General features: G+C 32.7%; 23 protein-coding genes. 11 read left to right on the top strand and 12 right to left on the bottom strand.

Annotated features, from left to right (window positions below; genetic code table 11):
• Window positions 1–114 precede the first annotated feature (114 nt).
• Window positions 115–993: a 4-hydroxy-tetrahydrodipicolinate synthase gene (gene dapA, locus ABD963_RS14750; RefSeq protein WP_345278142.1), complete on the bottom strand. Its 879-nt coding sequence runs from the start codon at window positions 991–993 to the stop codon at window positions 115–117.
• Window positions 993–1,517, bottom strand: a complete 525-nt coding sequence (locus ABD963_RS14745) for a DUF6913 domain-containing protein (protein ID WP_345278140.1) — start codon at window positions 1,515–1,517, stop codon at window positions 993–995. Before ABD963_RS14745 ends, dapA begins: the two co-directional genes overlap by 1 nt.
• A 60-nt stretch (window positions 1,518–1,577) precedes the next feature.
• Between ABD963_RS14745 and ABD963_RS14740 the strand changes: the two genes are divergently transcribed.
• The 3 genes from ABD963_RS14740 to ABD963_RS14730 all read left to right on the top strand — a co-directional run bounded on the left by ABD963_RS14740 (window position 1,578) and on the right by ABD963_RS14730 (window position 3,712).
• Window positions 1,578–2,336 (top strand): 5'-nucleotidase C-terminal domain-containing protein, encoded by a 759-nt coding sequence (locus ABD963_RS14740; RefSeq protein WP_345278138.1) that lies wholly within the window; start codon window positions 1,578–1,580, stop codon window positions 2,334–2,336.
• A gap of 4 nt (window positions 2,337–2,340) precedes the next feature.
• Window positions 2,341–3,258 carry a bifunctional metallophosphatase/5'-nucleotidase gene (locus tag ABD963_RS14735; protein ID WP_345278136.1) on the top strand — a complete coding sequence of 306 codons (918 nt, stop codon included), beginning with the start codon at window positions 2,341–2,343 and terminating at the stop codon, window positions 3,256–3,258.
• A gap of 73 nt (window positions 3,259–3,331) precedes the next feature.
• On the top strand, window positions 3,332–3,712 hold the full coding sequence (locus tag ABD963_RS14730; protein ID WP_345278134.1) for a DoxX family membrane protein: 381 nt from the start codon (window positions 3,332–3,334) through the stop codon (window positions 3,710–3,712).
• A 10-nt stretch (window positions 3,713–3,722) separates the two neighbouring features.
• Here the strand turns inward: ABD963_RS14730 and ABD963_RS14725 are convergent, their stop codons facing one another.
• The 4 genes from ABD963_RS14725 to ABD963_RS14710 form a co-directional block, all read right to left on the bottom strand.
• Window positions 3,723–4,472 (bottom strand): hypothetical protein, encoded by a 750-nt coding sequence (locus ABD963_RS14725; protein ID WP_345278132.1) that lies wholly within the window; start codon window positions 4,470–4,472, stop codon window positions 3,723–3,725.
• A gap of 87 nt (window positions 4,473–4,559) precedes the next feature.
• Window positions 4,560–6,557, bottom strand: coding sequence for an NAD-dependent DNA ligase LigA (gene ligA, locus ABD963_RS14720; protein WP_345278130.1), 1,998 nt, complete (start codon window positions 6,555–6,557; stop codon window positions 4,560–4,562).
• A complete protein-coding gene (gene prmC / locus ABD963_RS14715; RefSeq protein ID WP_345278128.1) occupies window positions 6,557–7,399 on the bottom strand; it encodes a peptide chain release factor N(5)-glutamine methyltransferase in 843 nt (280 codons plus the stop codon). The genes ligA and prmC overlap by 1 nt, the downstream gene beginning before the upstream one ends.
• Window positions 7,400–7,481: 82 nt before the next feature.
• Window positions 7,482–7,967, bottom strand: a complete 486-nt coding sequence (locus tag ABD963_RS14710) for a GNAT family N-acetyltransferase (RefSeq protein WP_345278126.1) — start codon at window positions 7,965–7,967, stop codon at window positions 7,482–7,484.
• A 28-nt stretch (window positions 7,968–7,995) separates the two neighbouring features.
• Between ABD963_RS14710 and ribD the strand changes: the two genes are divergently transcribed.
• Window positions 7,996–8,979 (top strand): bifunctional diaminohydroxyphosphoribosylaminopyrimidine deaminase/5-amino-6-(5-phosphoribosylamino)uracil reductase RibD, encoded by a 984-nt coding sequence (ribD, locus tag ABD963_RS14705; protein WP_345278124.1) that lies wholly within the window; start codon window positions 7,996–7,998, stop codon window positions 8,977–8,979.
• Between the two features lie 9 nt (window positions 8,980–8,988).
• Window positions 8,989–9,525 (top strand): IMPACT family protein, encoded by a 537-nt coding sequence (locus tag ABD963_RS14700; RefSeq protein WP_345278123.1) that lies wholly within the window; start codon window positions 8,989–8,991, stop codon window positions 9,523–9,525.
• On the opposite strand, the gene ABD963_RS14695 is transcribed toward ABD963_RS14700, so the two are convergent.
• Window positions 9,526–9,924, bottom strand: coding sequence for an acyl-CoA thioesterase (locus ABD963_RS14695; RefSeq protein WP_345278121.1), 399 nt, complete (start codon window positions 9,922–9,924; stop codon window positions 9,526–9,528). It lies immediately after the preceding gene.
• A gap of 189 nt (window positions 9,925–10,113) precedes the next feature.
• Between ABD963_RS14695 and dnaA the strand changes: the two genes are divergently transcribed.
• From dnaA to ABD963_RS14680, 3 genes are read left to right on the top strand one after another with little or no spacing between them, the layout of a single operon-like run.
• Window positions 10,114–11,541: a chromosomal replication initiator protein DnaA gene (gene dnaA / locus ABD963_RS14690; RefSeq protein ID WP_345278119.1), complete on the top strand. Its 1,428-nt coding sequence runs from the start codon at window positions 10,114–10,116 to the stop codon at window positions 11,539–11,541.
• Window positions 11,542–11,552: 11 nt separating this feature from the next.
• On the top strand, window positions 11,553–12,011 hold the full coding sequence (locus ABD963_RS14685) for a low molecular weight protein-tyrosine-phosphatase (RefSeq protein ID WP_345278117.1): 459 nt from the start codon (window positions 11,553–11,555) through the stop codon (window positions 12,009–12,011).
• Entirely contained in the window at window positions 12,004–12,720 is a 717-nt protein-coding gene (locus ABD963_RS14680) for an SAM-dependent methyltransferase (RefSeq protein WP_345278115.1), read from the top strand. Before ABD963_RS14685 ends, ABD963_RS14680 begins: the two co-directional genes overlap by 8 nt.
• Before the next feature lie 6 nt (window positions 12,721–12,726).
• Here the strand turns inward: ABD963_RS14680 and ABD963_RS14675 are convergent, their stop codons facing one another.
• From ABD963_RS14675 to dapF, 5 genes are all read right to left on the bottom strand, one after another.
• A complete protein-coding gene (locus ABD963_RS14675; protein WP_345278113.1) occupies window positions 12,727–13,389 on the bottom strand; it encodes a peptidoglycan-binding protein LysM in 663 nt (220 codons plus the stop codon).
• 110 nt (window positions 13,390–13,499) lie between these two features.
• Window positions 13,500–14,411 (bottom strand): DUF2279 domain-containing protein, encoded by a 912-nt coding sequence (locus ABD963_RS14670; protein WP_345278111.1) that lies wholly within the window; start codon window positions 14,409–14,411, stop codon window positions 13,500–13,502.
• Window positions 14,411–15,454, bottom strand: a complete 1,044-nt coding sequence (gene mltG / locus ABD963_RS14665; protein WP_345278109.1) for an endolytic transglycosylase MltG — start codon at window positions 15,452–15,454, stop codon at window positions 14,411–14,413. The genes ABD963_RS14670 and mltG overlap by 1 nt, the downstream gene beginning before the upstream one ends.
• Entirely contained in the window at window positions 15,455–15,979 is a 525-nt protein-coding gene (locus tag ABD963_RS14660; RefSeq protein ID WP_345278108.1) for a GNAT family N-acetyltransferase, read from the bottom strand.
• Window positions 15,976–16,749: a diaminopimelate epimerase gene (dapF, locus tag ABD963_RS14655; RefSeq protein WP_345278107.1), complete on the bottom strand. Its 774-nt coding sequence runs from the start codon at window positions 16,747–16,749 to the stop codon at window positions 15,976–15,978. Before dapF ends, ABD963_RS14660 begins: the two co-directional genes overlap by 4 nt.
• A 152-nt stretch (window positions 16,750–16,901) precedes the next feature.
• Here dapF and ABD963_RS14650 point away from each other — a divergent pair, with 152 nt between their 5' ends.
• The 3 genes from ABD963_RS14650 (at window position 16,902) to ABD963_RS14640 (ending at window position 20,666) form a co-directional block, all read left to right on the top strand.
• On the top strand, window positions 16,902–18,311 hold the full coding sequence (locus ABD963_RS14650; RefSeq protein ID WP_345278106.1) for a trypsin-like peptidase domain-containing protein: 1,410 nt from the start codon (window positions 16,902–16,904) through the stop codon (window positions 18,309–18,311).
• 139 nt (window positions 18,312–18,450) lie between these two features.
• Window positions 18,451–19,899 carry a glyceraldehyde-3-phosphate dehydrogenase gene (locus tag ABD963_RS14645; protein WP_345278104.1) on the top strand — a complete coding sequence of 483 codons (1,449 nt, stop codon included), beginning with the start codon at window positions 18,451–18,453 and terminating at the stop codon, window positions 19,897–19,899.
• A 140-nt stretch (window positions 19,900–20,039) separates the two neighbouring features.
• Window positions 20,040–20,666 carry a tRNA (guanine-N1)-methyltransferase gene (locus ABD963_RS14640; RefSeq protein WP_345278102.1) on the top strand — a complete coding sequence of 209 codons (627 nt, stop codon included), beginning with the start codon at window positions 20,040–20,042 and terminating at the stop codon, window positions 20,664–20,666.
• Window positions 20,667–20,722: the final 56 nt, after the last annotated feature.

The raw sequence follows: 20,722 nt of genomic DNA, 5'->3' as shown, positions 1-20,722 counted from the left end.
TTTTAAACAGGATGCAAAATTACGTTATTAATATGGATTTTAAAAATATTATTTTGTAGCTAAAATAATAGCTTAATCCTAGTAATTACGTGGTTTAAGTAATATTTAACAATACTAAAACGCATTGACAAAATGTTGAATTTTCTTTTTTAAATTATTGGATGCGGGCACCAATGGTAATCTAACCGTATCATCACATAATTTTAAGGCCTCAAAAACCGCTTTGATACCAGCAGGATTATTTTCTTCAAAAATATACCCAATTACATCCATAAGTTTGTAATGTAACCTATATGCTTCCTTGGCATTGCCCCTTAATCCTAAACGAATCATCTCAGAAAACTCCTTTGGAAATCCTTGACCAATCACAGAAATGACACCAGAACCGCCAGCCAAAACCACACCGAGAGCTAAATCGTCATCACCTGAAATGACCATGAAATCCTCGGGTTTGTTTTTTAATAACTCTAAATATTGAGCCATATTGTTGCCTGCCTCTTTTATGGCAATAATATTTTCAAAATCGTTTGCCAATCGCAACGTAGTGGCTGCTTCCATATTTTTTGAAGTCCTACCAGGTACATTATACAAAATAACATCTATTGGTGAGGCCTCTGAAATAGCCTTGAAATGTTGATACAAGCCCTCTTGTGTTGGTTTGCTATAATAGGGTGATACCGATAAAATAGCATCGATTTCACTTAAATCTGTCGATTTAATTTCTTCTATAACTTGCATAGTGTTATTGCCGCCAATACCTAAAACCATGGGCACACGACCGTTATTAGCCCTCGTAATTGTAGCAATAATATCCTTTTTTTCTTGTTTGGATATGGTAACACTCTCACCAGTTGTTCCACATATCACTAGATATTCAACGCCATTTTTAATATTGAAATTTACAATATTTGCAAGTGCATCGTGGTCTATACTCAAATTAGATTTAAAAGGTGTAACCAGGGCGACTCCAGTTCCTAAAAACTTATTATTCATTACTTTTTAATTTTATTCAATATAGTTAGGTATTTAAAAACCTCATCCTTAAACAAATCAAATTGTTTAACATTGGTTTTTAATATAAGGTCGTTTAAACGTTCATCGGTTTGTAAAATCCCTATTTTAAATTTTGCTTTTGAAAAAGCGGTCATTAGTTTGATTTCTATGACTTCTTTTTCATAATAACTGATTAAGGCATCGAACCTAGTATCTAAAAACGTTTGTAATTCCGAGTTTTTTATAATGCCATTCCATCCAAAATCTTTAGGGTTAAAACACAAATCCCAAGAATTCAAATCATCTTTTCTATTTTCAGAAAATGCTACTATTTTTATTTTGTTGGGGTGAACTTTTAAATAATCAGCAAATTTTCTAAACAACTCAAAATCATCAACTTCATCAATATTTAAGATAATACCTAAACTTTCAATCTTACTATCACTAACATTTACGTGCCTTTCTGACAACAATTTGTTTAAGCATTTTTTAATAGATTTTTCTTTAAAACCTTTTAAAATCATTTATCTTTATACTTTGCGCAAAGGTAGCAAAAGTACATTCAAATTTTCCGTTTTTTAAATATGAGGTTTACACATTTATTTTTTTTGTTATATATTTTTATTTTTCTGGGTTGCAAACAAGAAATTTACCATTTAACAAAAATTAAGGGCGAGCGCATTGAGATAAATGATAGCATAACTTCAGATGCTGAAATTGAAGCATTTGTAAAGCCTTTCAGGGAGCATATTCAAAAAGATTTAGACAGCGTTTTGGCATATTCGGTCGATACTTATTCTAAAACCGATGGTGAATTAAACACAGCTATTGGCAACTTTATGGCAGATGTGGTGTATGAAGAAACAAACCCTATTTTTAAAAATAGATCGGGACATGACATTGACATGGTATTGTTAAACCATGGTGGAATACGCTCAATACTATCAAAAGGTAATATTACCAAAAGAACTGCTTTTGAGTTAATGCCTTTTGAAAATAGCATTGTTGTTGTAGCTCTTGAAAGCCCACAAATGGATAGTTTAATTACTTATTTAAGTAAGGCAAGAAGAGCACACCCAATATCAAAACTTAAATTAACATTGGACAAAGATTTTAAGGTGCTTGAAGCTACAATTAAAGGACATGCTATCGAACCCAACAAAACGTATTATGTTGCCACTAATGATTACCTATATAATGGTGGTGATAACATGAATTTTTTTAAAACTAACGATAGTCTTTATGTTTTAAATTACAAAGTTAGAAATGCTCTAATTGATTATTTTATAAAAAAAGATACCATTAACCCTTTGAGGGACGATAGATTTATCCAAATTAAGTAAGCAGATGAACCGTAGAGATTTTATACAACAAGCAACGGCAGGAACGGCATTGGTAACCCTTGGGAGTTTCGGATTACAATCATTTACGCCACCGGTAAAAACATCAAAAATAACTATTTTACATACCAATGATGTACATAGTCATATAGATGCTTTTGGGCCAGAAGACGGTAGGAATGCGAATAAAGGTGGTGTTGCGCGTCGTGCTAGTTTAATTGAATCTATTAGAAAAGAAAACCCAAATACACTTTTGTTGGATGCTGGTGATATTTTTCAGGGTACCCCTTATTTTAATTATTATGGAGGCGAGTTAGAATTTAAACTAATGAGCAAGTTAAAATATGATGCATCAACTATTGGTAATCATGATTTTGATAATGGCATTGATGGCTTGTATGCGCAATTACCACACGCCGAATTTGAATTTCTTTCGGCTAATTATGATTTTTCAAATACCGTTATGGATACACATACCAAACCCTACAAAATCTTTAAAAAAGATGGTATTAAAATTGGCGTTTTTGGTTTGGGAATTGAACTGAATGGATTAGTTGATCCTGCTTTGTTTAAAGAAACCAAATATTTGGACCCAATTGAAATTACTCAAGATATTACTAGCGCTTTAAAAGAAGAAGAACAGTGCGATTTAATAATTTGTCTCTCGCATTTAGGGTATCATTATAGAGATAACAAAAATAAAATAAGTGATTTAAAACTTGCTGCCGGTACCAAAAACATTGATTTAATTATCGGTGGCCATACACACACCTTTTTGCAAAAACCAACTGTTGTTAAAAATGTTGTGGGCAAAAATATGCTTGTAAATCAAGTGGGGTGCTACGGGCTTTATCTCGGGAAAATAGATTTTTATTTTGATGCTAATAAAAACAAATCTGCAAGCGGAACTTCCATAATTGTATAAAATAACAAATAAAATGATAGGTTATTTTGTGTTTAACGTCTAAAGAATGGAACACTTAAATGAAGCTCATTTTATGAAAAAATACATACCCTTAGCCTTAAGGATTATAGTCGCGATTATTTTAATTCAAACTTTACGTTTTAAATTTTCCGCGCATCCAGATAGTGTTTACATTTTTGAAAAAGTGGGCTTAGAGCCATACGGAAGAATTGGCATAGGTATTTTAGAATTAATTTCTGGTATTTTATTGTTGATACCCAAAACGGTTTGGATTGGCGCAACGCTGACCATAGGAATTATTGGTGGCGCTATTATGATGCACTTAACGCTATTAGGAATTGATGTTAACAATGATAATGGCTTACTTTTTACAACTGCGGTTGTAACATTCATTTTATCAACGGCAATTCTTTATATGTACAAAAAAGATATTCCTTTTTTAAAACTTCTATGATTTAGTCAAACTACGGTATCATGTAATTTTTCTCCCCATTGCTCTCATATAACAATTTGGATTGCTGAAAGTAAAAGTAAAAGGCACCCAATGCCAGTGTGGTTCCCAGGAAATTTATTAAACTCCTCTGTGTGATATAAATATAAGCTATATCCAACACTTCAGAAAACACAATACATAATGAACCTATGAACAAATACAAAGATTTCTTATTGTCTCTGTAAAAAAAGTTTATCAAGGATGCTGATAAAACCAAAAGCATTATCAAATTATAAATTAATTCAAATCCAAATTCATGCTTATAACTAAGATGAGGTTCTACAATTAATTGTAAGACATAAATCAAATAAATATTTAGTATTGTAAGAACTACTAAATGTATTTTGTAATTTTTAAAAACGTATGGTAATGATAGCGAGTAGGCTATTTTAATGAAAAGAAAGATATAAGCCATAATATATAAGCCTGTACCTATATAGTAATCGTATTCATAAAGAATAAAACCCTCTTTATATGGCACGTAATAATACAATAAATTATCTGTAACAATTCCAAAAATATCAGATATTGAGTAAAACAGTAAAAACAACAAAAACAACCTGCTCTTGTTTTTTACAAACAATATATAAATAAGAGTAATCAATGGAATAATGAGAGAATCCAAATGAAATGCTATAGTATATTGGCCAATGGCCTCAAAAAAAGCGAATAGGACATAAAGTGACAAAACACATCCGACCAAGATTTTAGACTTGTTCATAACAGCAATTTGGGGTTGATGGTCAAATATAAATAATTTTTACAAATAAACGATAAAAAAATACATTTTATCGATAAAAAAACTAAATTAATTTAATTTTTGTAGGAATTCATACTCATTTATTAATTCTATACCCAAGTTAATTGCTTTTTCTTTTTTACTTGGCCCCATATTATCCCCTGCAACAATATAGCTTGTTTTTGAGGAAATGGAACTACTAACCTTACCCCCATTATCCTCTATTAGTTTTTTTAATTCATTTCTTGAAATAGATTCAAAAACGCCTGAAATAACAATAGTTTGTCCTTCCAATATATTCGTTTTGCCCATGAGTTCTTCTGCACTCATTTCTAGTTGTACACCAAACTGCTTCAATCTATTAATAATGAAGATATTTTCTTTTGAAGAAAAGAAAGCTAATATACTTTCAGCAATTTTAACACCTATTTCATCTACATTTACCAATTCCTCCTCTGTAGCATCAATCATAGCATCTATACTTTTGTAATGTTTAGCCAACTTTTTCGCGACCGTTTCGCCTACATATCGTATTCCTAAAGCATACAAAACACGCTCAAAAGGGATGGTTATAGATTTTTTAATACCTTGAATTAAATTATCGGCACTTTTTTCTGCCATGCGTTCTAGGGGAATAACTTCTTCTTTGGTCAATTCATACAAATCGGAATAATTATTAATCAAACCTTCATTCACTAAAAGCGCCACAGTTTCGCCACCTAAACCCTCAATATCCATAGCTTTTCTGGAAATAAAATGCTGAATACGTCCTATTATTTGCGGTTTACACCCATTATAATTAGGACAATAATGTTGTGCTTCGCCTTCTTGCCTCACCAATTCCGCATGACACTCAGGACAGTGAGTAATGTATTTTGTAGGTTGAGAATTTAGTGGTCGTTTTGTTAAATCTACCCCAAGAATTTTCGGGATAATTTCACCTCCCTTTTCAACATAAACCTCATCTCCTACTCTTATATCTAATTTTTCTATCTGGTCTGCATTATGTAAAGATGCGCGTTTCACTGTGGTACCAGCCAAATCAACAGGTTCCAAATTAGCTACGGGTGTGATAGCGCCAGTTCTACCAACTTGATAGGTGATGCCATTCAACCTTGTCGAAACTTGCTCTGCTTTAAATTTATAAGCCATTGCCCAACGTGGGGATTTTGCTGTATAACCCAACTCTTCTTGCTGCTGAAGACTATTTATTTTAATCACTACGCCGTCGGTTTCATATGGTAATTTATGGCGTTCAGTGTTCCAAAAATCAATAAATTCCAGAACCTCTTTAATGGAGTTTACCAATTTGGCGGCTTTGGGTACTTTGAAACCCCATTGTCTAGCTTTTTCTAAGCTTTCAAACTGACTTTTAATATCCAGTTTGTTCGCGGTTATGTTATACAGTAAACATTCCAAAGGGCGTTTAGCAACCTCTGCACTATCCTGTAGTTTTAAACTTCCAGAAGCTGTATTTCTTGGGTTTCTATATGGCTCTTCACCTATTTCAATGCGCTCCTCATTCATTTTGTTAAAACCCTCAAATGGCAATACAATTTCACCTCGAATATCAAATTTTTCAGGGAAATCTCCTTTTAATTGCAAAGGCACCGATTTAATGGTTTTTACATTCGCCGTAACATTATCCCCTTGAAATCCATCACCTCGAGTAACAGCTTTTACTAATTTACCATCTTCATAAGTTAAACTTATGGAAGCCCCATCATACTTTAACTCGCAAGTATATTGTATATCGCCTTCAATAATTTTTTTTATTCGAGCTTCCCAATCCAATAAATCATCTTTTGAATAAGAATTGTCCAAGGAATACATTCGATGTTCATGGGGTATGGTTTCAAAGTTTTTGGTAACCTCACCACCTACACGCTGAGTTGGTGAATTAGCATCAAAAAACTCGGGGTGTTTTGCTTCAAGTTCCTGGAGTTCTTTTAGTTTTATATCAAACTCATAATCTGAAATCGTGGCATTATCAAGTACGTAATAATTGTAATTATGTTCTCGCAATTCGTGGCGTAATGCTTCTATTTGTTGTTGGATTGTATTCATTAATATAAAACTCCTTTTATCATTCTGTCCTTTTTAAAGATATCTTGTTTTAATTCTATATTGGAAAAATAAGTTTTCATTAAAGCCATCATATCTTGACCAAGATACTCATTGATTTCAAAAAACAACAAACCCTTCTTTGATAAATTATTAACAGCAAATTTTGAGATTGCTTCGTAAAACAATAATGGATTGTTATCTTTTACAAATAGAGCCAAATGAGGCTCATTTTCTAAAACATTAGGTTCCATAAGTTCTTTTTCTAGCTCTCTCACATACGGCGGGTTGGATACAATAATATCAAATTTTAAATCATTTATGCTTTCGATTTTCAAAATATCTTCTTCAAAAAATTTGATGTCTACTTCATTTCTTTGGGCATTTTCTTCGGCTATTTTTAATGCTTTTCCAGAAACATCCAAAGCATAAACCATTGCGTTTGGTAAATATTTAGCAATCGAAATAGCTATACATCCGCTACCTGTACCAATATCCAAAATACGTATTTGATTATTTGAATGAATATGTTTTATAACCCATTCAACCAGTTCTTCCGTTTCTGGCCTTGGAATTAAAACATCTTCCGTTACTTTAAAAGGCAACCCATAAAACACAGTTTCCCCTGTAATATATTGAATTGGTTTTTGTCGTTTTAAATCTTGTAATGCTTTTAGTATCGTATGCGCTTCTTCAACCTCGTATTTTGGATTCAAAGCCAGTTCCATTCTGGACACTTTATAGTAAAAATCTATTAGGATGAAAAAAAAGCTATCTACTTCTTCTTTGGAATAAATGGCATCCAACTCTTCATGAAATATATTTTGAACCGCTTTTAATTTCATCTGTTAATTTTATTTGTTTCTAAAAGGTCAGATGCGATGCCTCGATTATTAATGTAGGATTACAATTTTGTTAATAGCCATTTCATAAATCTTTAGTCATCCAAACACCACATGAATAATGCCCGGTGTTTCCCAGAGGTCCATTTAAATGTTCAAAACCATAGCTTTCATATATATGTATAGCGGCCTTAAGTTGTGAAGCCGATTCTAAATAACACGTTCTGTATCCCAATACTTTGGCAGATTGCATGCATTTCTCAAATAATTTTCTACCGTAACCTTTACCTCTTACTTTAGGCGAAAAATACATTTTCTGAATCTCGCAAACATCACTTTCAAAATCCTTCAAAGGCTTAATGCCCCCGCCACCTAGAATTTCTCCATCAACTTCAACCACATAATAAATATCATTGTCATTTTGATAGGATTCATACATTTTTTTGGTTTCAGGATCTGAATAAGCTGTACCTTCTAATGGAATTTTAAACTCGTGGAAACACCCTCTAATGACTTCCTCCAATTGTTTATTATCTTGAGGCTCAATTTCTCGGATAACTATATTGTTCATACCCACTTTTTAATCTTATTTTTGCAATGTGAATATACACGAAAAATATATAAAAAGATGTATTGAAATTGCCAAAAATGGATTGGGAACTACCAGACCCAATCCCATGGTTGGAAGTGTAATTGTATATAATGATACTATTATTGGAGAAGGGTTTACCAGTAAATACGGTGGTAATCATGCTGAGGTAAATGCCATTAATTCAGTTTCTGACAAAAATTTATTAAAAGACTCGACACTTTATGTGACTTTAGAACCTTGCTCCCATTTTGGAAAAACACCACCATGTAGCGACCTTATAATAAAACACCAAATACCCAATGTGGTTATTGGTTGTAAGGACGACAATGAAAAGGTAGCTGGGAAAGGTATTAAAAAACTTAAAAGTGCGGGTATTCATGTTACCGTTGGTGTTTTAAAAAAGGAATGTAAAAAACACCACAAACGATTCTTTACTTTCCATAATAAAAAACGCCCTTATATCATTTTAAAATGGGCCGAAACCAAAGATGGGTTTGTTGCACCAGAATCTAAAGGAGAGCAAAAACCAGTTTGGATAACCAATATGTTTTCTAGGCAATTAGTCCATAAGTGGCGAGCTGAAGAGCAAGCTATTTTAGTGGGCACCAATACCGTTTTGGAAGATAATCCTCGTTTAACCGTTAGGGATTGGTCAGGTGAAAGCCCTATACGAGTAGTTTTGGATAAAAATGAAACACTATCAAAAGATTTTAATATTTTCAATAATGAAGCTGAAACAATTTTAATCAAGGAAACTTCAACTAAAAAAATATGCCAAAAACTATTTGAGAAAGAAATACTCTCCATAATTATTGAAGGTGGCGCAAAAACTCTTCAAATGTTTATAGATGAAAATCTTTGGGACGAAGCCAGAGTTTTTACTGGAGATGTTTCTTTTAAAAAAGGTATTCTAGTTCCAAAATTTTCAGGTGAATTGATTTCTGAACAGAAAATAGATACTGATATTTTAAAAACTTACCTCAACAAATAAATACCATATTTGATTGAAAAGGATACATATAGAACCATTGAAACCGCACCTGAATCTGTTTTGTTTAAGGATAAAAACAGTAAATTTTACGGTTANCGCCATTGGTGTTATGCTTATCAAATAGGTACAGAAACCATAACCTATCGCGCCAACGATGATGGTGAACCAAATAACACGGCAGGATTGCCAATTTACGGACAAATACAATCGTTTGATATTACTAATGTTTTAGTGATTGTGGTTCGATATTTTGGTGGTATAAAATTAGGTATTGGTGGTTTAATAAGTGCTTATAAAACAACAGCACAAATGGTTCTTGAGAATTCAAAAATTATTGAAAAGACTATTGATAATGATTTTTTAATCCGCTTTGATTACAAGAACATGAACACTGTAATGCGAATCATCAAAGAAAAGCAATTGAATATTACAAATCAAAAATTGGAAATAGATTGCCAAATCACAATTTCAGTCAGGAAAAAAGAGGCAAATACCGTTTTTGAAATTTTCAATAATCTTTTTGAAATAAAAATCGAGAAATTATAATTAACTCTCCAAGGCTTTTAATATATAATCTGGTGCTTTAATAGGCCTTTTTGTCTTCATCTCTATAAATACTAAAGTTGTGCTGGCGGTCGTTAAAATTTCACCCAACTCATTAGTAATTTCGTAATCAAATTCAATCTTAGCTGTGGGTATATTTTTAAGTTGAGTTTTTACATGAATTAGGTCATCATAACCTGCTGATTTTTTATAGTTTATAGTTAATGAAACTACGGGTAACATAATACCATTCTCCTCCATAGATTTGTAAGAAATGCCTAACTTTCTCAACCACTCAATGCGCCCCATTTCAAGATATAGCGTATAATTACCGTGATACACCACACCCATTTGGTCTGTTTCTCCATACCTCACTCTAATTTGTATTTCATCGATTTTCATGATTGTATCTAAATATTTTTTTGTAGTTTCGGCTAGGGCTAAACATGAGAAAAAATTTCTTTAAATTCAATAGCAAATGATTTTTTTTTTAAGAATTTTGTTCACATATTTGCCTCACTATAAAAGGGGGATATGAAAAGTCATTTTTCATACGAATTCTAACTAACTAAAAACCAAATAGATTATAAAATGAGTATAACTGCGCAATCGGTATGGAATAATTGTCTTGAATTCATAAAGGATAATATTCAACCGCAAGCTTACAAAACTTGGTTTGAACCCATAGTTGCAGTGAAACTTACCGATAATGCTTTAAGTATTCAAGTACCAAGTAAATTCTTTTACGAATGGCTTGAAGAACACTATGTTAAAATCCTTAAAGTATCCTTGACTAAGGAGTTAGGAGAAAATGCCAAACTTGTTTACATTATTAAAATGGAAAACACCTATGGCAACAAAATACCCTTTACAGAAAAAATACCAAGTGCAAACAGAACTGCTTTAAAATCGCAAGACGTTGATGTTCCGTTGAACAATAAAAATCCTGAATTACGAAATCCATTTGTAATACCTGGCATTAGAAATGTAAAAATAGAATCTCAGCTAAACCCAAATTATAGTTTTGAAAATTTCTTAGAAGGTGACTCCAATAGGTTAGCAAGAAGCGCCGGATTAGCCGTTGCCGCTAAACCTGGTGGAACTTCTTTCAATCCTTTGTTGATTTTTGGTGGTGTAGGTTTAGGGAAAACGCATCTAGCTCACGCTATAGGGGTAGATATTAAAGATAAGTATCCTGAAAAAACAGTTTTGTATATTTCAGCAGAAAAATTTACACAACAATACATTGATGCTGTCAAGAAAAATAACAGAAATGATTTTATTCATTTCTACCAAATTATTGATGTCTTGATTATTGATGATGTACAGTTTCTTTCTGGAAAAACTGGTACGCAAGATGTCTTTTTCCATATTTTCAATCATTTACATCAAAATGGTAAACAGGTTATTTTAACTAGCGATAAAGCACCTGTAGACATGCAAGACATAGAACAACGTTTATTATCTCGTTTTAAATGGGGATTATCGGCTGAGTTACAAAATCCAGATTTTGAAACCAGAGTTTCCATTTTGAAAAACAAATTATATCGAGATGGGGTTGAAATGCCAGATGATATAGTGGAATACGTTGCTAAAAATATCAAGACCAATGTTAGAGAACTAGAAGGCGCCATTATTTCGCTGATTGCACAATCTTCTTTTAACAAAAAAGAGATTACCATAGATTTAGCCAGAATTATTGTTGAAAAATTTGTAAAAAATACAAAACGTGAAGTTTCTATAGATTACATCCAAAAGGTAGTATCTGACTATTTCCAAATGGATATTGATACACTTCAATCAAAAACCAGAAAACGTCACATTGTTCAAGCACGTCAACTTGCCATGTTTTTTGCTAAAAAATTCACCAAAGCTTCATTAGCTAGTATTGGTTCGCAAATAGGAAAACGCGATCACGCTACGGTTCTTCACGCCTGTAAAACGGTGGATAATTTATCCTCAACTGATAAACAATTCAGGAAATACGTTGAAGATATCACCAAAAAGCTTTCTATTTAATTTTACAATAAATGACTAAAATTCTGATGGTTTGCTTGGGAAACATTTGTCGTTCTCCACTTGCCGAAGGTATTTTAAAATCAAAACTGGAAAAAGGTTCCATCATTGTTGATTCTGCAGGAACAGCGAACTATCATTTTGGAAGTGCCCCAGACAAAAGATCTATTAACATTGCTAGAAAATATGGACTGGATATTTCAAATTTAAAAGCCCGTCAATTTCAAGTTTCTGATTTTGATACTTTTGATTTCATTTATGTCATGGATGAATCTAACTACAACAATGTAACAAAACTTGCCAGAAACGATTCAGACATCCATAAAATTAATTTCATTTTAAATGAAGTTTACCCAAATCAAAATTACGATGTTCCAGACCCTTATTATGGAGGTGAAGAAGGTTTTGAAAACATATACAAAATGTTAGATGAAGCTTGTGATAGTATAGCCAATAAATTAAAAAATGGATAAACATTTAGGGAAATTGCACCTTGTTCCAACTACTTTAGGCGATAATGAACCCTTAGAGGTTTTACCTATGACCGTGAAACACGTTATTGCAAAAACAGATACCTTTATTGTAGAAAATGAAAAAACTGCTCGAAGGTTTATTAAAAGAATCTGTCCAGAAAAACCTCAAGCCTCACTCAAATTATTTATACTAAACAAGCATACGGAAAGTATTGAATTACAAAGTTTTTTAGATCCTTGTTTGAATGGTATTGATGTTGGACTTTTATCTGAAGCTGGCTGTCCTGGCGTTGCTGATCCTGGTGCTGATGTGGTGAAAATGGCCCACCAAAAAAACATAAAAGTGGTTCCTCTGGTTGGACCCTCATCCATATTAATGGCCATAATGAGTTCTGGAATGAATGGGCAAAGTTTTACTTTCAATGGATATCTTCCTATCGATAAAGGAGAACGTAAAAACGAAATTAAAAGACTTGAAAGGTTATCTATAGAACTTAACCAATCACAAATTTTTATAGAAACTCCCTACAGGAACAATAAAATGCTAGAAGACTTAACTAACTATCTCGATAAAAACACGGATTTATGTGTTGCCTGCGATATAACCCTTACAAGTGAATTTATAAAAACAAAAACGGCTTTAGAGTGGAAAAAAAATAAGGTAGATCTTCATAAAAGACCTACCATATTTATTATTCATAAAAGATAATTTAGCTTAAATTACTTTAGCAACTTTGTTTGGTTTAACAAAAGACGTGTCGTAACCAGAGAAACGTTTCATATAATAATGAACAGTAGTTCCGTAACCATCTGCAAAATTATCCAAACCGTAACTTCTTAAATATTTTTTGACACTACCAGGACCCGCTAAATGTGCTGCGGCCAAAATACCTGATTCTGTAACTATAATACCATTAATTCGTTTTCCGACAAAATTTTTAATATCACGCCTTAAGATCCATTTGTTTCTGGCTACATTGGCTACAAAAGCCTTTTCCTGTAACCTAGGATCCTTTAAAAAGTTAGAAGGATTATTAATCCCAATCAATTTCAGTGTTTCAGAACCAAATTGATATTTGCCCAAATAACCATAGGTATTAACAGAAAAATAATTTCCTCCAGATTCCTTGAACGCTAAGGCTTCTTTGAAACCAACAAAGGATTTCCCTAAATATGGCGTAAATTCATCGTCGGAAGCAGTGTTTAAAGTTAGAAGGTCACTATTTTCGGTAGTATCATCACTGACCGTGTAATTTAAGTTTAAGCCCTCAGTAGAGTACTTACTCAAATCTATTGTTTCATTTGATTGAAACGAAATATGTAACAGTATACATATTGTAAGTGCTATTGTAATGTAACTTGCAATATTTCTTACCATAGTTTTAAATTTTTTCAGCATATTTCAATATAAAATACACCTTGAAATTTGAGCGTGCAAAATTAGAATTTTTTTTAATACCATCAAAATTAATCGTTTACATGTAATTTTTAGTTGTAGAATAGATGAAAAACACCTCTATTTTTATTAATTTCTATAGTTGGTAGCGGTATTTTTATCATATTAAAAACATCAAAAACTGTTCGCAATAATTTTGAATTTGTCCTAATCGCATTTAAATTTACATCAAAACTTAAATAGTATTGTCGATACCTTGTATTACTTGTTAACACCTGATTGTCAATATCTTTAATCCCACTCAACATGCCTTCAGCCCCGTAACCTATGGCCAAATTTAGCCATTTTGGTATTTTACTATTTTTAAAAAATGAATATAAATTAAAACTTAGCCAATAGGTTTGCCCATTATAATCTTTCAAAGTTTGCTCTAAATACGTTTCACCGAGCTTGTCTGGACGTTGTGAGGCAAATTTTGTGTGATGAAAAGAGTATTTTAAGGTAATTCGTTGTTCATTCCAGAGTAATTCTTGCCCTATATATAATCCAGTACCTGCGCCATTAGCTATAATATCACCCCATGAAAACCCCCATTCTTCTGAAAACCCATCCAGAACTTCAACCGCAGCTAAAAAGGTAAAACCGAGTGTAGCACCATAAAGTATTTGGTCTTTTTTTCTGACCCCACTCCAATTTAATAACTGGGCGCCATGTTTTCCCATTTGATAGGATGTAAAAACGTGTCCAAATTTATCCATTTGCAACCATTCATCATTATCATTAATGGTACGAAACTTCGAACGATCATAATCGGCATACCAAAGCTCATTCAAGCCCAATAAGGTTAAACTTGCTAAAGAAGCTTCAGAAATAACTACCGCATTTCTTCTTGAAATGTTAAGCGTATCACTTGGGGTTAAAAAATTATCAAGACGAGATTGTGAAAGCGAAAAAATGGGTAATAAAACAAAAAGAGCAATATGATTTAATTTTATCCCCTTCACTACCTATTGATACCTTGTGCGGATAAATAACGTTGGTATTCCCGAGCATTTATATTATGCTGTGTAAGTGTTTTAGCAAATTTATGGAAACCAAAACGGTTGGCATCGGCAGCAAAATATAAATATTGGTGCTTTTCGTAGTTCAACACAGCATCTATGGCTGAAATATCGGGCATCGCAATAAGTCCCGGTGGTAATCCTAAATTCTTATACGTGTTGTATGGTGAATCTATTTCTTTATGAACATTTAAAACACGCTTTATAACCGTGTTTTTATATTCAGGAAGTTTATATGCAGCAAATTTTAAAGTAGGGTCTGCTTGAAGTGGCATACCAATTCTTAGTCGATTCATATAAACACCAGCTATTCTGGGTTGTTCATTAGCTTGTTTTGATTCTTCATATACTATGGATGCTAATGCAATAACTTGATCTTGGGACAAGCCTATGTCTTGAGCTTTTTGTAATCTGTCTTGAGTCCAAAATCGATTGTATTCCTTTAGCATTCTACTTCTAAAATCTTCCGCCGAGGTGTTCCAGAAAAACTCATAGCTATTGGGTAAATACATTCCTAAAGCCGTTTGATCTTTAAACTTGTTTTCTTTTAAAAAAGCATCATCCTTCATGGCAATTATTAGAGATAGGCTATCCGCTTCAATTTGGTTGGCAACCCTGCCTGCTAATTTTTCTAAGGTTTCTTGATTGTTGAATGATAATTTTATGGGTAAATTATTACTTCGAATAGAGTTAATAATATCGTTATTACTCATACCCTTTTTTATTTGATACCTTCCTGCTTTGATATTTGTGGTATACTTTTTACGTTCAGCTAAAACGTCAAAAGAATCTATATCATCTAACAACGGCTCTAATTGATTTCTTACCTCAGCATAAGAAGCATTGGTTGGAATAAACACATAAGCTACCTCGTTATTAAAATTCGTATTGGGTTTTAGCATAGCTTTGTATACAAAATTGGCAAAAAAAGCGGCTACTACCAATCCTATTAAAACTATAGCTATGAGTATTTTTTTGATGTACATTTAATTATTGATTAACTGAAATATATATTCATTTTTATAAGAACCATCAACGAAGTTCCAATCCCGTTTTAATCCTATTCTTTCAAAACCTTGATTGGTGAAAAGTTTTATACTAGGATCGTTGTTTTCCGAAATATTGCAATATAATTGATGTAAACCCAAATGCTTAAAGCTGTAATTGATTAATAATTTCAATGCTTCTTTACCATAACCTTTTAATCTATCATTGGGTTCTTTTACTAAAATACCCACTCCTGCCCTTTTGTTTTTAAAATCAAAATCAAATAAATCTATCATTCCCAACGTAACATCCTCATAACTTGAAATTACCAAACGTAATTGTTTGACCTCAAAAATATCTTTGTGGGCATTTTCAATATAATTCTTTATCAGAAATTTAGAATATGGTGTTTGGGTATTACTTAGTTCCCAAATATTTTCATCGTTTTCGATATTATGAACAAATTCCAAATCTTCTGGCTCCAAAGCCCGTAAATAAATATGTTCTCCTTTTAGGGTAGTCATATCTCGCCTTTAAAAACAAATTTTGCTGAACCAACAAGCCAAACGTTTTTATACAAACCGTTTTCAACATCAAAAGTGACTTGTAATTCACCTCCTTCGGCATGAATCGTAATATTATTTTTTTCTGTTTCACCTATGTAGTGCATTGCTAAAGCGACCGCTGTAACGCCCGTACCACATGACAAAGTTTCATCTTCCACACCACGCTCGTAGGTCCTAACTCTAAAAGTGGTCTCTGATATTTTTTTTACAAAATTCACATTACTGCCAGCTTCGTTGTAAGGTTCCCCATATCTGATAGATGCTCCTTTATTTTTAATATCGAAATTATCAATGGCTTCTTCAAATTGAACGTGATGCGGAGATCCCGTATTTAAAAAAACATGGTTTTGATGTTTCTCAATTACCGGTACATCTTGCATTTGAAGTTTTACCATATTACTATCAATAGAGGCGTGATGTACTCCATCAATTGCTTCAAAAACCGCTTTATTATCTATAACACCTAAATGTTGGGCAAAAGCCACCAAACATCTGCCTCCGTTTCCGCACATAGTACTTTCCCTACCGTCAGCGTTGTAATACACCATTTTAAAATCTAAATCTGGATGATTTTCAAGTAAAATAAGTCCGTCAGCCCCTATGCCAAAACGTCTGTCGCATAAAAATGAAATGTATTTGGTATTATTTTTGTCGAAAGTTTGTTGACGATTATCAATCATCACAAAATCGTTTCCTGTTCCTTGATATTTGTAAAAAGTTTGTAACATAACTAAGCACAAATATATAAATATTAAACCGTTTTTTTGTGTGTGTTAAATAGTCGTTAAAATTGAAGTTAAAAACCGTTAAAAGGAGATTTGAAATTCAATAAATATTTAATTTTAATCGTTATCATTATAATTTAAAATTGGAAAAAATTATGAAGAAAATTTTAACATTAGTATTGGTTTCAGCATTGGGAGGTATTTTTACCCTAGGAACCTACAAACTTTTTTTAGAAGAAGAAAAACAAGTTGTGTTAACCACAACAGATAAAAATCCAACATTTTTACCCACAAGTAATGTAAGTACTTTATTTAACACAACAGAAACTCCGGACTTTACCATTGCAGCGGAAAATACTGTAAATGCAGTGGTACATGTTAAAAATGTTACTATCAGTTCTGGACAAATGACCTTTCAAGATTTGTTTTTGGGTAGAAGTCCACAACGTGCACAAATGGGTACGGGTTCTGGAGTCATTATTAATGCGGATGGGTACATTATTACCAATAATCATGTGATTAACAATTCTGATGAGTTATCAGTTACTTTAAATAACAACAAAACTTACAAGGCGGAAATTGTGGGTTCTGACCCAAAAACCGATATTGCACTTTTAAAAATTAACGCCGATGAAGACTTACCTTATGTCACTTTCGCAAATTCAGATAATGCAAAAATTGGTGAATGGGTGTTGGCAGTTGGTAACCCTTTTAATTTAACATCAACAGTAACTGCGGGAATTATTAGCGCTAAATCTAGAAATTTAGACCCAACAGGCAAATACACACAATCTTTTATACAAACTGATGCTGCCGTAAATCCAGGTAACTCAGGTGGTGCACTTGTAAACACTAATGGGGAATTAATTGGTATTAACACAGCTATTTCATCACAAACGGGTTCTTACATAGGCTATTCGTTTGCTGTACCGAGCAATATCGCAAGAAGAGTTATTGAAGACATCATGGAATATGGGAATGTGCAAAACGGCATACTTGGTATCAGTGGGGTTTCATTAAGCAGTTCGGTTACAGATGAATTAGGAGTTAATGATACTGAAGGAATTTATGTTGGGGAAGTCATTGAAGATTCTGGCGCTGAAAAAGCTGGTATAGAAAAAGGGGATATTATCAAAGAAATTGATAATATCAAAATTTCAAAATTTGCAGACTTAACGGGACATATCAGCGCAAAACGGGCAGGAGATATCGTAAACTTAACTCTTTTAAAAAACGGTAAATTAAAAACGGTACCCGTTACATTAACCAGAAATGAAACCTACTCCCTTCCTCTAGTAGGTCGTATAAAAAATGCTAAAAAAGAAGATTTGAAAAAATTAAATGCTTCTAATGGTGTTAAAATTATTGAGTTAGACAATGAATATGAATCATACTGGACAAAAAATAACGTAAAAGAAGGCTCCATAATTACAGCCATCAACGATACTAAAATAAATTCCGTTGATGATGCTCAAGAAGCCATAAAAAACAGATCACCTTATGAACCTTTAAGAATTGAACTTATTAACTCTAACGGTGAAAAGGAACGATACAATTTTAGATAGTTAAATTCTTTTGTCCTCATAGCCCTTCAAAAAGAAATTGTTTTTGAAGGGCTATTTTTTTTTGATGATCCGCTTACGAAAACGTTTGAATTGTGGTATTTTTGCGAAAAATTTTCAACAAAACTAAATTATTTAAACTATGAGTTTTACCAAAACTTATGAAAACGAATTAGCCTTTCAAGCTGATCGAAGAAAGGCAACTGTAGAATTTATTAAAATTGTAAGCGATTTGTGGTATGACAAATCAATAGAATTAGTTCTTTTTAGAAACCAACTTATAGACAGGAACGTTAGCCAGATTTTAAATCTACATGAGTATGCCGGTAAATTTGTTCAAAAACCCATCTCCATTTTTGATTCCGTTGAAATTGCACAGGCTATTAAAACTCTAAACATTCCACCAGCAAAATTAGATATTGGCAAACTAACTTACGAGTATCATTTAATAGACAATAAGCACGGAAATGCTACTGCTTTTGTATCATCAAAGCTAAAAGATGCCAGTAAAAATGGTAATATAAAACCAAAAGATGTGGTGCTTTATGGCTTTGGGAGAATAGGTCGATTAGTAGCTCGTGAACTTGTGGCAAGAACTGGTAAGGGAAGTCAGTTGCGCTTAAGAGCCATTGTTACTAGGGGAAATATTGATGAGAAAATACTTGAAAAAAGAGCTTATTTGCTAAGAAACGACTCTGTGCATGGCGATTTTCCTGGGACTGTTTCTGTAGATGCTAAAAATAGTGCTTTAATCATCAATGGAACTACAGTTAATATTATCTCGTCTAATGCTCCTGAAGATATAGATTATACAAAATTCAACATCAATAATGCTTTAGTAATTGACAACACGGGAGCTTTTAGAGACGCCGAATCCTTGGGTAGACATTTAAAGGCTAAAGGAGTTGACAAAGTTTTACTTACAGCACCCGGAAAAGGGATACCAAATATAGTTTATGGAGTAAATCATTTAGAAAACAATCCAGACCAAATAGATATTTTTTCGGCAGCATCCTGTACAACTAATGCCATCACGCCTGTTTTGAAAGCTATTGAAGATTCTTTCGGAATAAAGAGTGGCCATTTAGAAACGATACACGCTTACACAAATGATCAAAATTTAGTTGATAATTTCCACAGTAAGTACCGTCGAGGAAGAGCCGCAGGTTTAAATATGGTGATTACAGAAACTGGTGCCGGAAGTGCTGTTGCAAAGGCACTGCCAAGTTTAGAGGGTAAACTTACTTCCAACGCTATTCGTGTTCCTGTGCCCAATGGCTCATTGGCCATCCTTAATTTGGAATTGAAAACGAAAACCTCACTTGAGGGCGTTAATACCATTTTAAAGAAATACGCTTTAGAGGGTAATTTAGTAGAACAAATAAAATATGAATTAAGCGATGAGCTAGTTTCATCAGATATCGTTGGAAGTTCGGCTCCCTCTATTTATGATAGCAAAGCTACAATAGTCAGAAAAGATGGAAAGAATATCATTTTATACATATGGTATGATAACGAATATGGATATAGCCACCAAGTAATAAGACTCGCGAAATATATAGCTAAAGTTAGACGTTATACCTACTATTAACTTAAAACATCTAAATTAAAAATTCAATCGTATATAAATTAGCCTCATTTTATGAGGCTTTTTAATTACTTTATAATAGTATAGTAAACATTATTTTTTAAATTAGTAAACCAAATACAACTATTAAATCCTATCTGAAAATGAATTCTATCAAATTTGTAATTATTATTGTATTCACTTGCCTTTTAAATCTAACATTATTTTCTCAAACTAACCAAACCGATGACATGGAACTATCATTAAACAGTGGTACTATTGATAATCAATTTGAATATGTATTAAGAAAATCTGGTAATTTCAGAGGCACTAATGGGCAAATGTATGAGGCAGTTAATCTTAACATGTTTCTTACTTTACGAGCTCATACGATAGATTCCTTAAAGACTGCTTATAAAGATTTAGCTGATACCCAAGCGATTGTAAAGGCTCAAATCAAAGAAATTACCGATTTAAAGGCAAATCTTTCGGAAACTAAAAATGAATTGGAAAATACCAAGCAAGAAAAAGATAGTATGTCATTATTTGGAATACAAATGAGTAAAACGGGTTATAATGTCCTTATGTGGACTATTATAGGAGGTTCACTGGCCTTGCTACTTTTCTTTATTTATAAGTTTAAAAATAGTAATGCAATAACTCGTGATGCCAAAAAGGCTTTAGATGAAATAGAAGAAGAATTTGAAGAACACCGAAAAACAGCTTTAGAACGTGAGCAAAAAGTAAGACGGCAGCTACAGGACGAAATTAACAAACAAAAGAAAGGTTAATTTCAGTGCAAACAACATAGAAAATCCACAAATTAAAATTGTGTATTTTTTTATTG

The organism is Litoribaculum gwangyangense (genome assembly GCF_039543505.1).
Lineage (GTDB): Bacteria > Bacteroidota > Bacteroidia > Flavobacteriales > Flavobacteriaceae > Litoribaculum > Litoribaculum gwangyangense.
This window is presented reverse-complemented; position numbering and strand designations above follow the sequence as displayed.

Coding starts and splice junctions, on each gene's coding strand:
- dapA (WP_345278142.1), bottom strand. CDS start 993: ATGAATAATAAGTTTTTAGGAACTGGAGTCGCCCTGGTTACACCTTTT.
- ABD963_RS14745 (WP_345278140.1), bottom strand. CDS start 1,517: ATGATTTTAAAAGGTTTTAAAGAAAAATCTATTAAAAAATGCTTAAAC.
- ABD963_RS14740 (WP_345278138.1), top strand. CDS start 1,578: ATGAGGTTTACACATTTATTTTTTTTGTTATATATTTTTATTTTTCTG.
- ABD963_RS14735 (WP_345278136.1), top strand. CDS start 2,341: ATGAACCGTAGAGATTTTATACAACAAGCAACGGCAGGAACGGCATTG.
- ABD963_RS14730 (WP_345278134.1), top strand. CDS start 3,332: ATGAAAAAATACATACCCTTAGCCTTAAGGATTATAGTCGCGATTATT.
- ABD963_RS14725 (WP_345278132.1), bottom strand. CDS start 4,472: ATGAACAAGTCTAAAATCTTGGTCGGATGTGTTTTGTCACTTTATGTC.
- ligA (WP_345278130.1), bottom strand. CDS start 6,557: ATGAATACAATCCAACAACAAATAGAAGCATTACGCCACGAATTGCGA.
- prmC (WP_345278128.1), bottom strand. CDS start 7,399: ATGAAATTAAAAGCGGTTCAAAATATATTTCATGAAGAGTTGGATGCC.
- ABD963_RS14710 (WP_345278126.1), bottom strand. CDS start 7,967: ATGAACAATATAGTTATCCGAGAAATTGAGCCTCAAGATAATAAACAA.
- ABD963_RS14695 (WP_345278121.1), bottom strand. CDS start 9,924: ATGAAAATCGATGAAATACAAATTAGAGTGAGGTATGGAGAAACAGAC.
- dnaA (WP_345278119.1), top strand. CDS start 10,114: ATGAGTATAACTGCGCAATCGGTATGGAATAATTGTCTTGAATTCATA.
- ABD963_RS14685 (WP_345278117.1), top strand. CDS start 11,553: ATGACTAAAATTCTGATGGTTTGCTTGGGAAACATTTGTCGTTCTCCA.
- ABD963_RS14680 (WP_345278115.1), top strand. CDS start 12,004: ATGGATAAACATTTAGGGAAATTGCACCTTGTTCCAACTACTTTAGGC.
- ABD963_RS14675 (WP_345278113.1), bottom strand. CDS start 13,389: ATGGTAAGAAATATTGCAAGTTACATTACAATAGCACTTACAATATGT.
- mltG (WP_345278109.1), bottom strand. CDS start 15,454: ATGTACATCAAAAAAATACTCATAGCTATAGTTTTAATAGGATTGGTA.
- ABD963_RS14660 (WP_345278108.1), bottom strand. CDS start 15,979: ATGACTACCCTAAAAGGAGAACATATTTATTTACGGGCTTTGGAGCCA.
- dapF (WP_345278107.1), bottom strand. CDS start 16,749: ATGTTACAAACTTTTTACAAATATCAAGGAACAGGAAACGATTTTGTG.
- ABD963_RS14650 (WP_345278106.1), top strand. CDS start 16,902: ATGAAGAAAATTTTAACATTAGTATTGGTTTCAGCATTGGGAGGTATT.
- ABD963_RS14645 (WP_345278104.1), top strand. CDS start 18,451: ATGAGTTTTACCAAAACTTATGAAAACGAATTAGCCTTTCAAGCTGAT.
- ABD963_RS14640 (WP_345278102.1), top strand. CDS start 20,040: ATGAATTCTATCAAATTTGTAATTATTATTGTATTCACTTGCCTTTTA.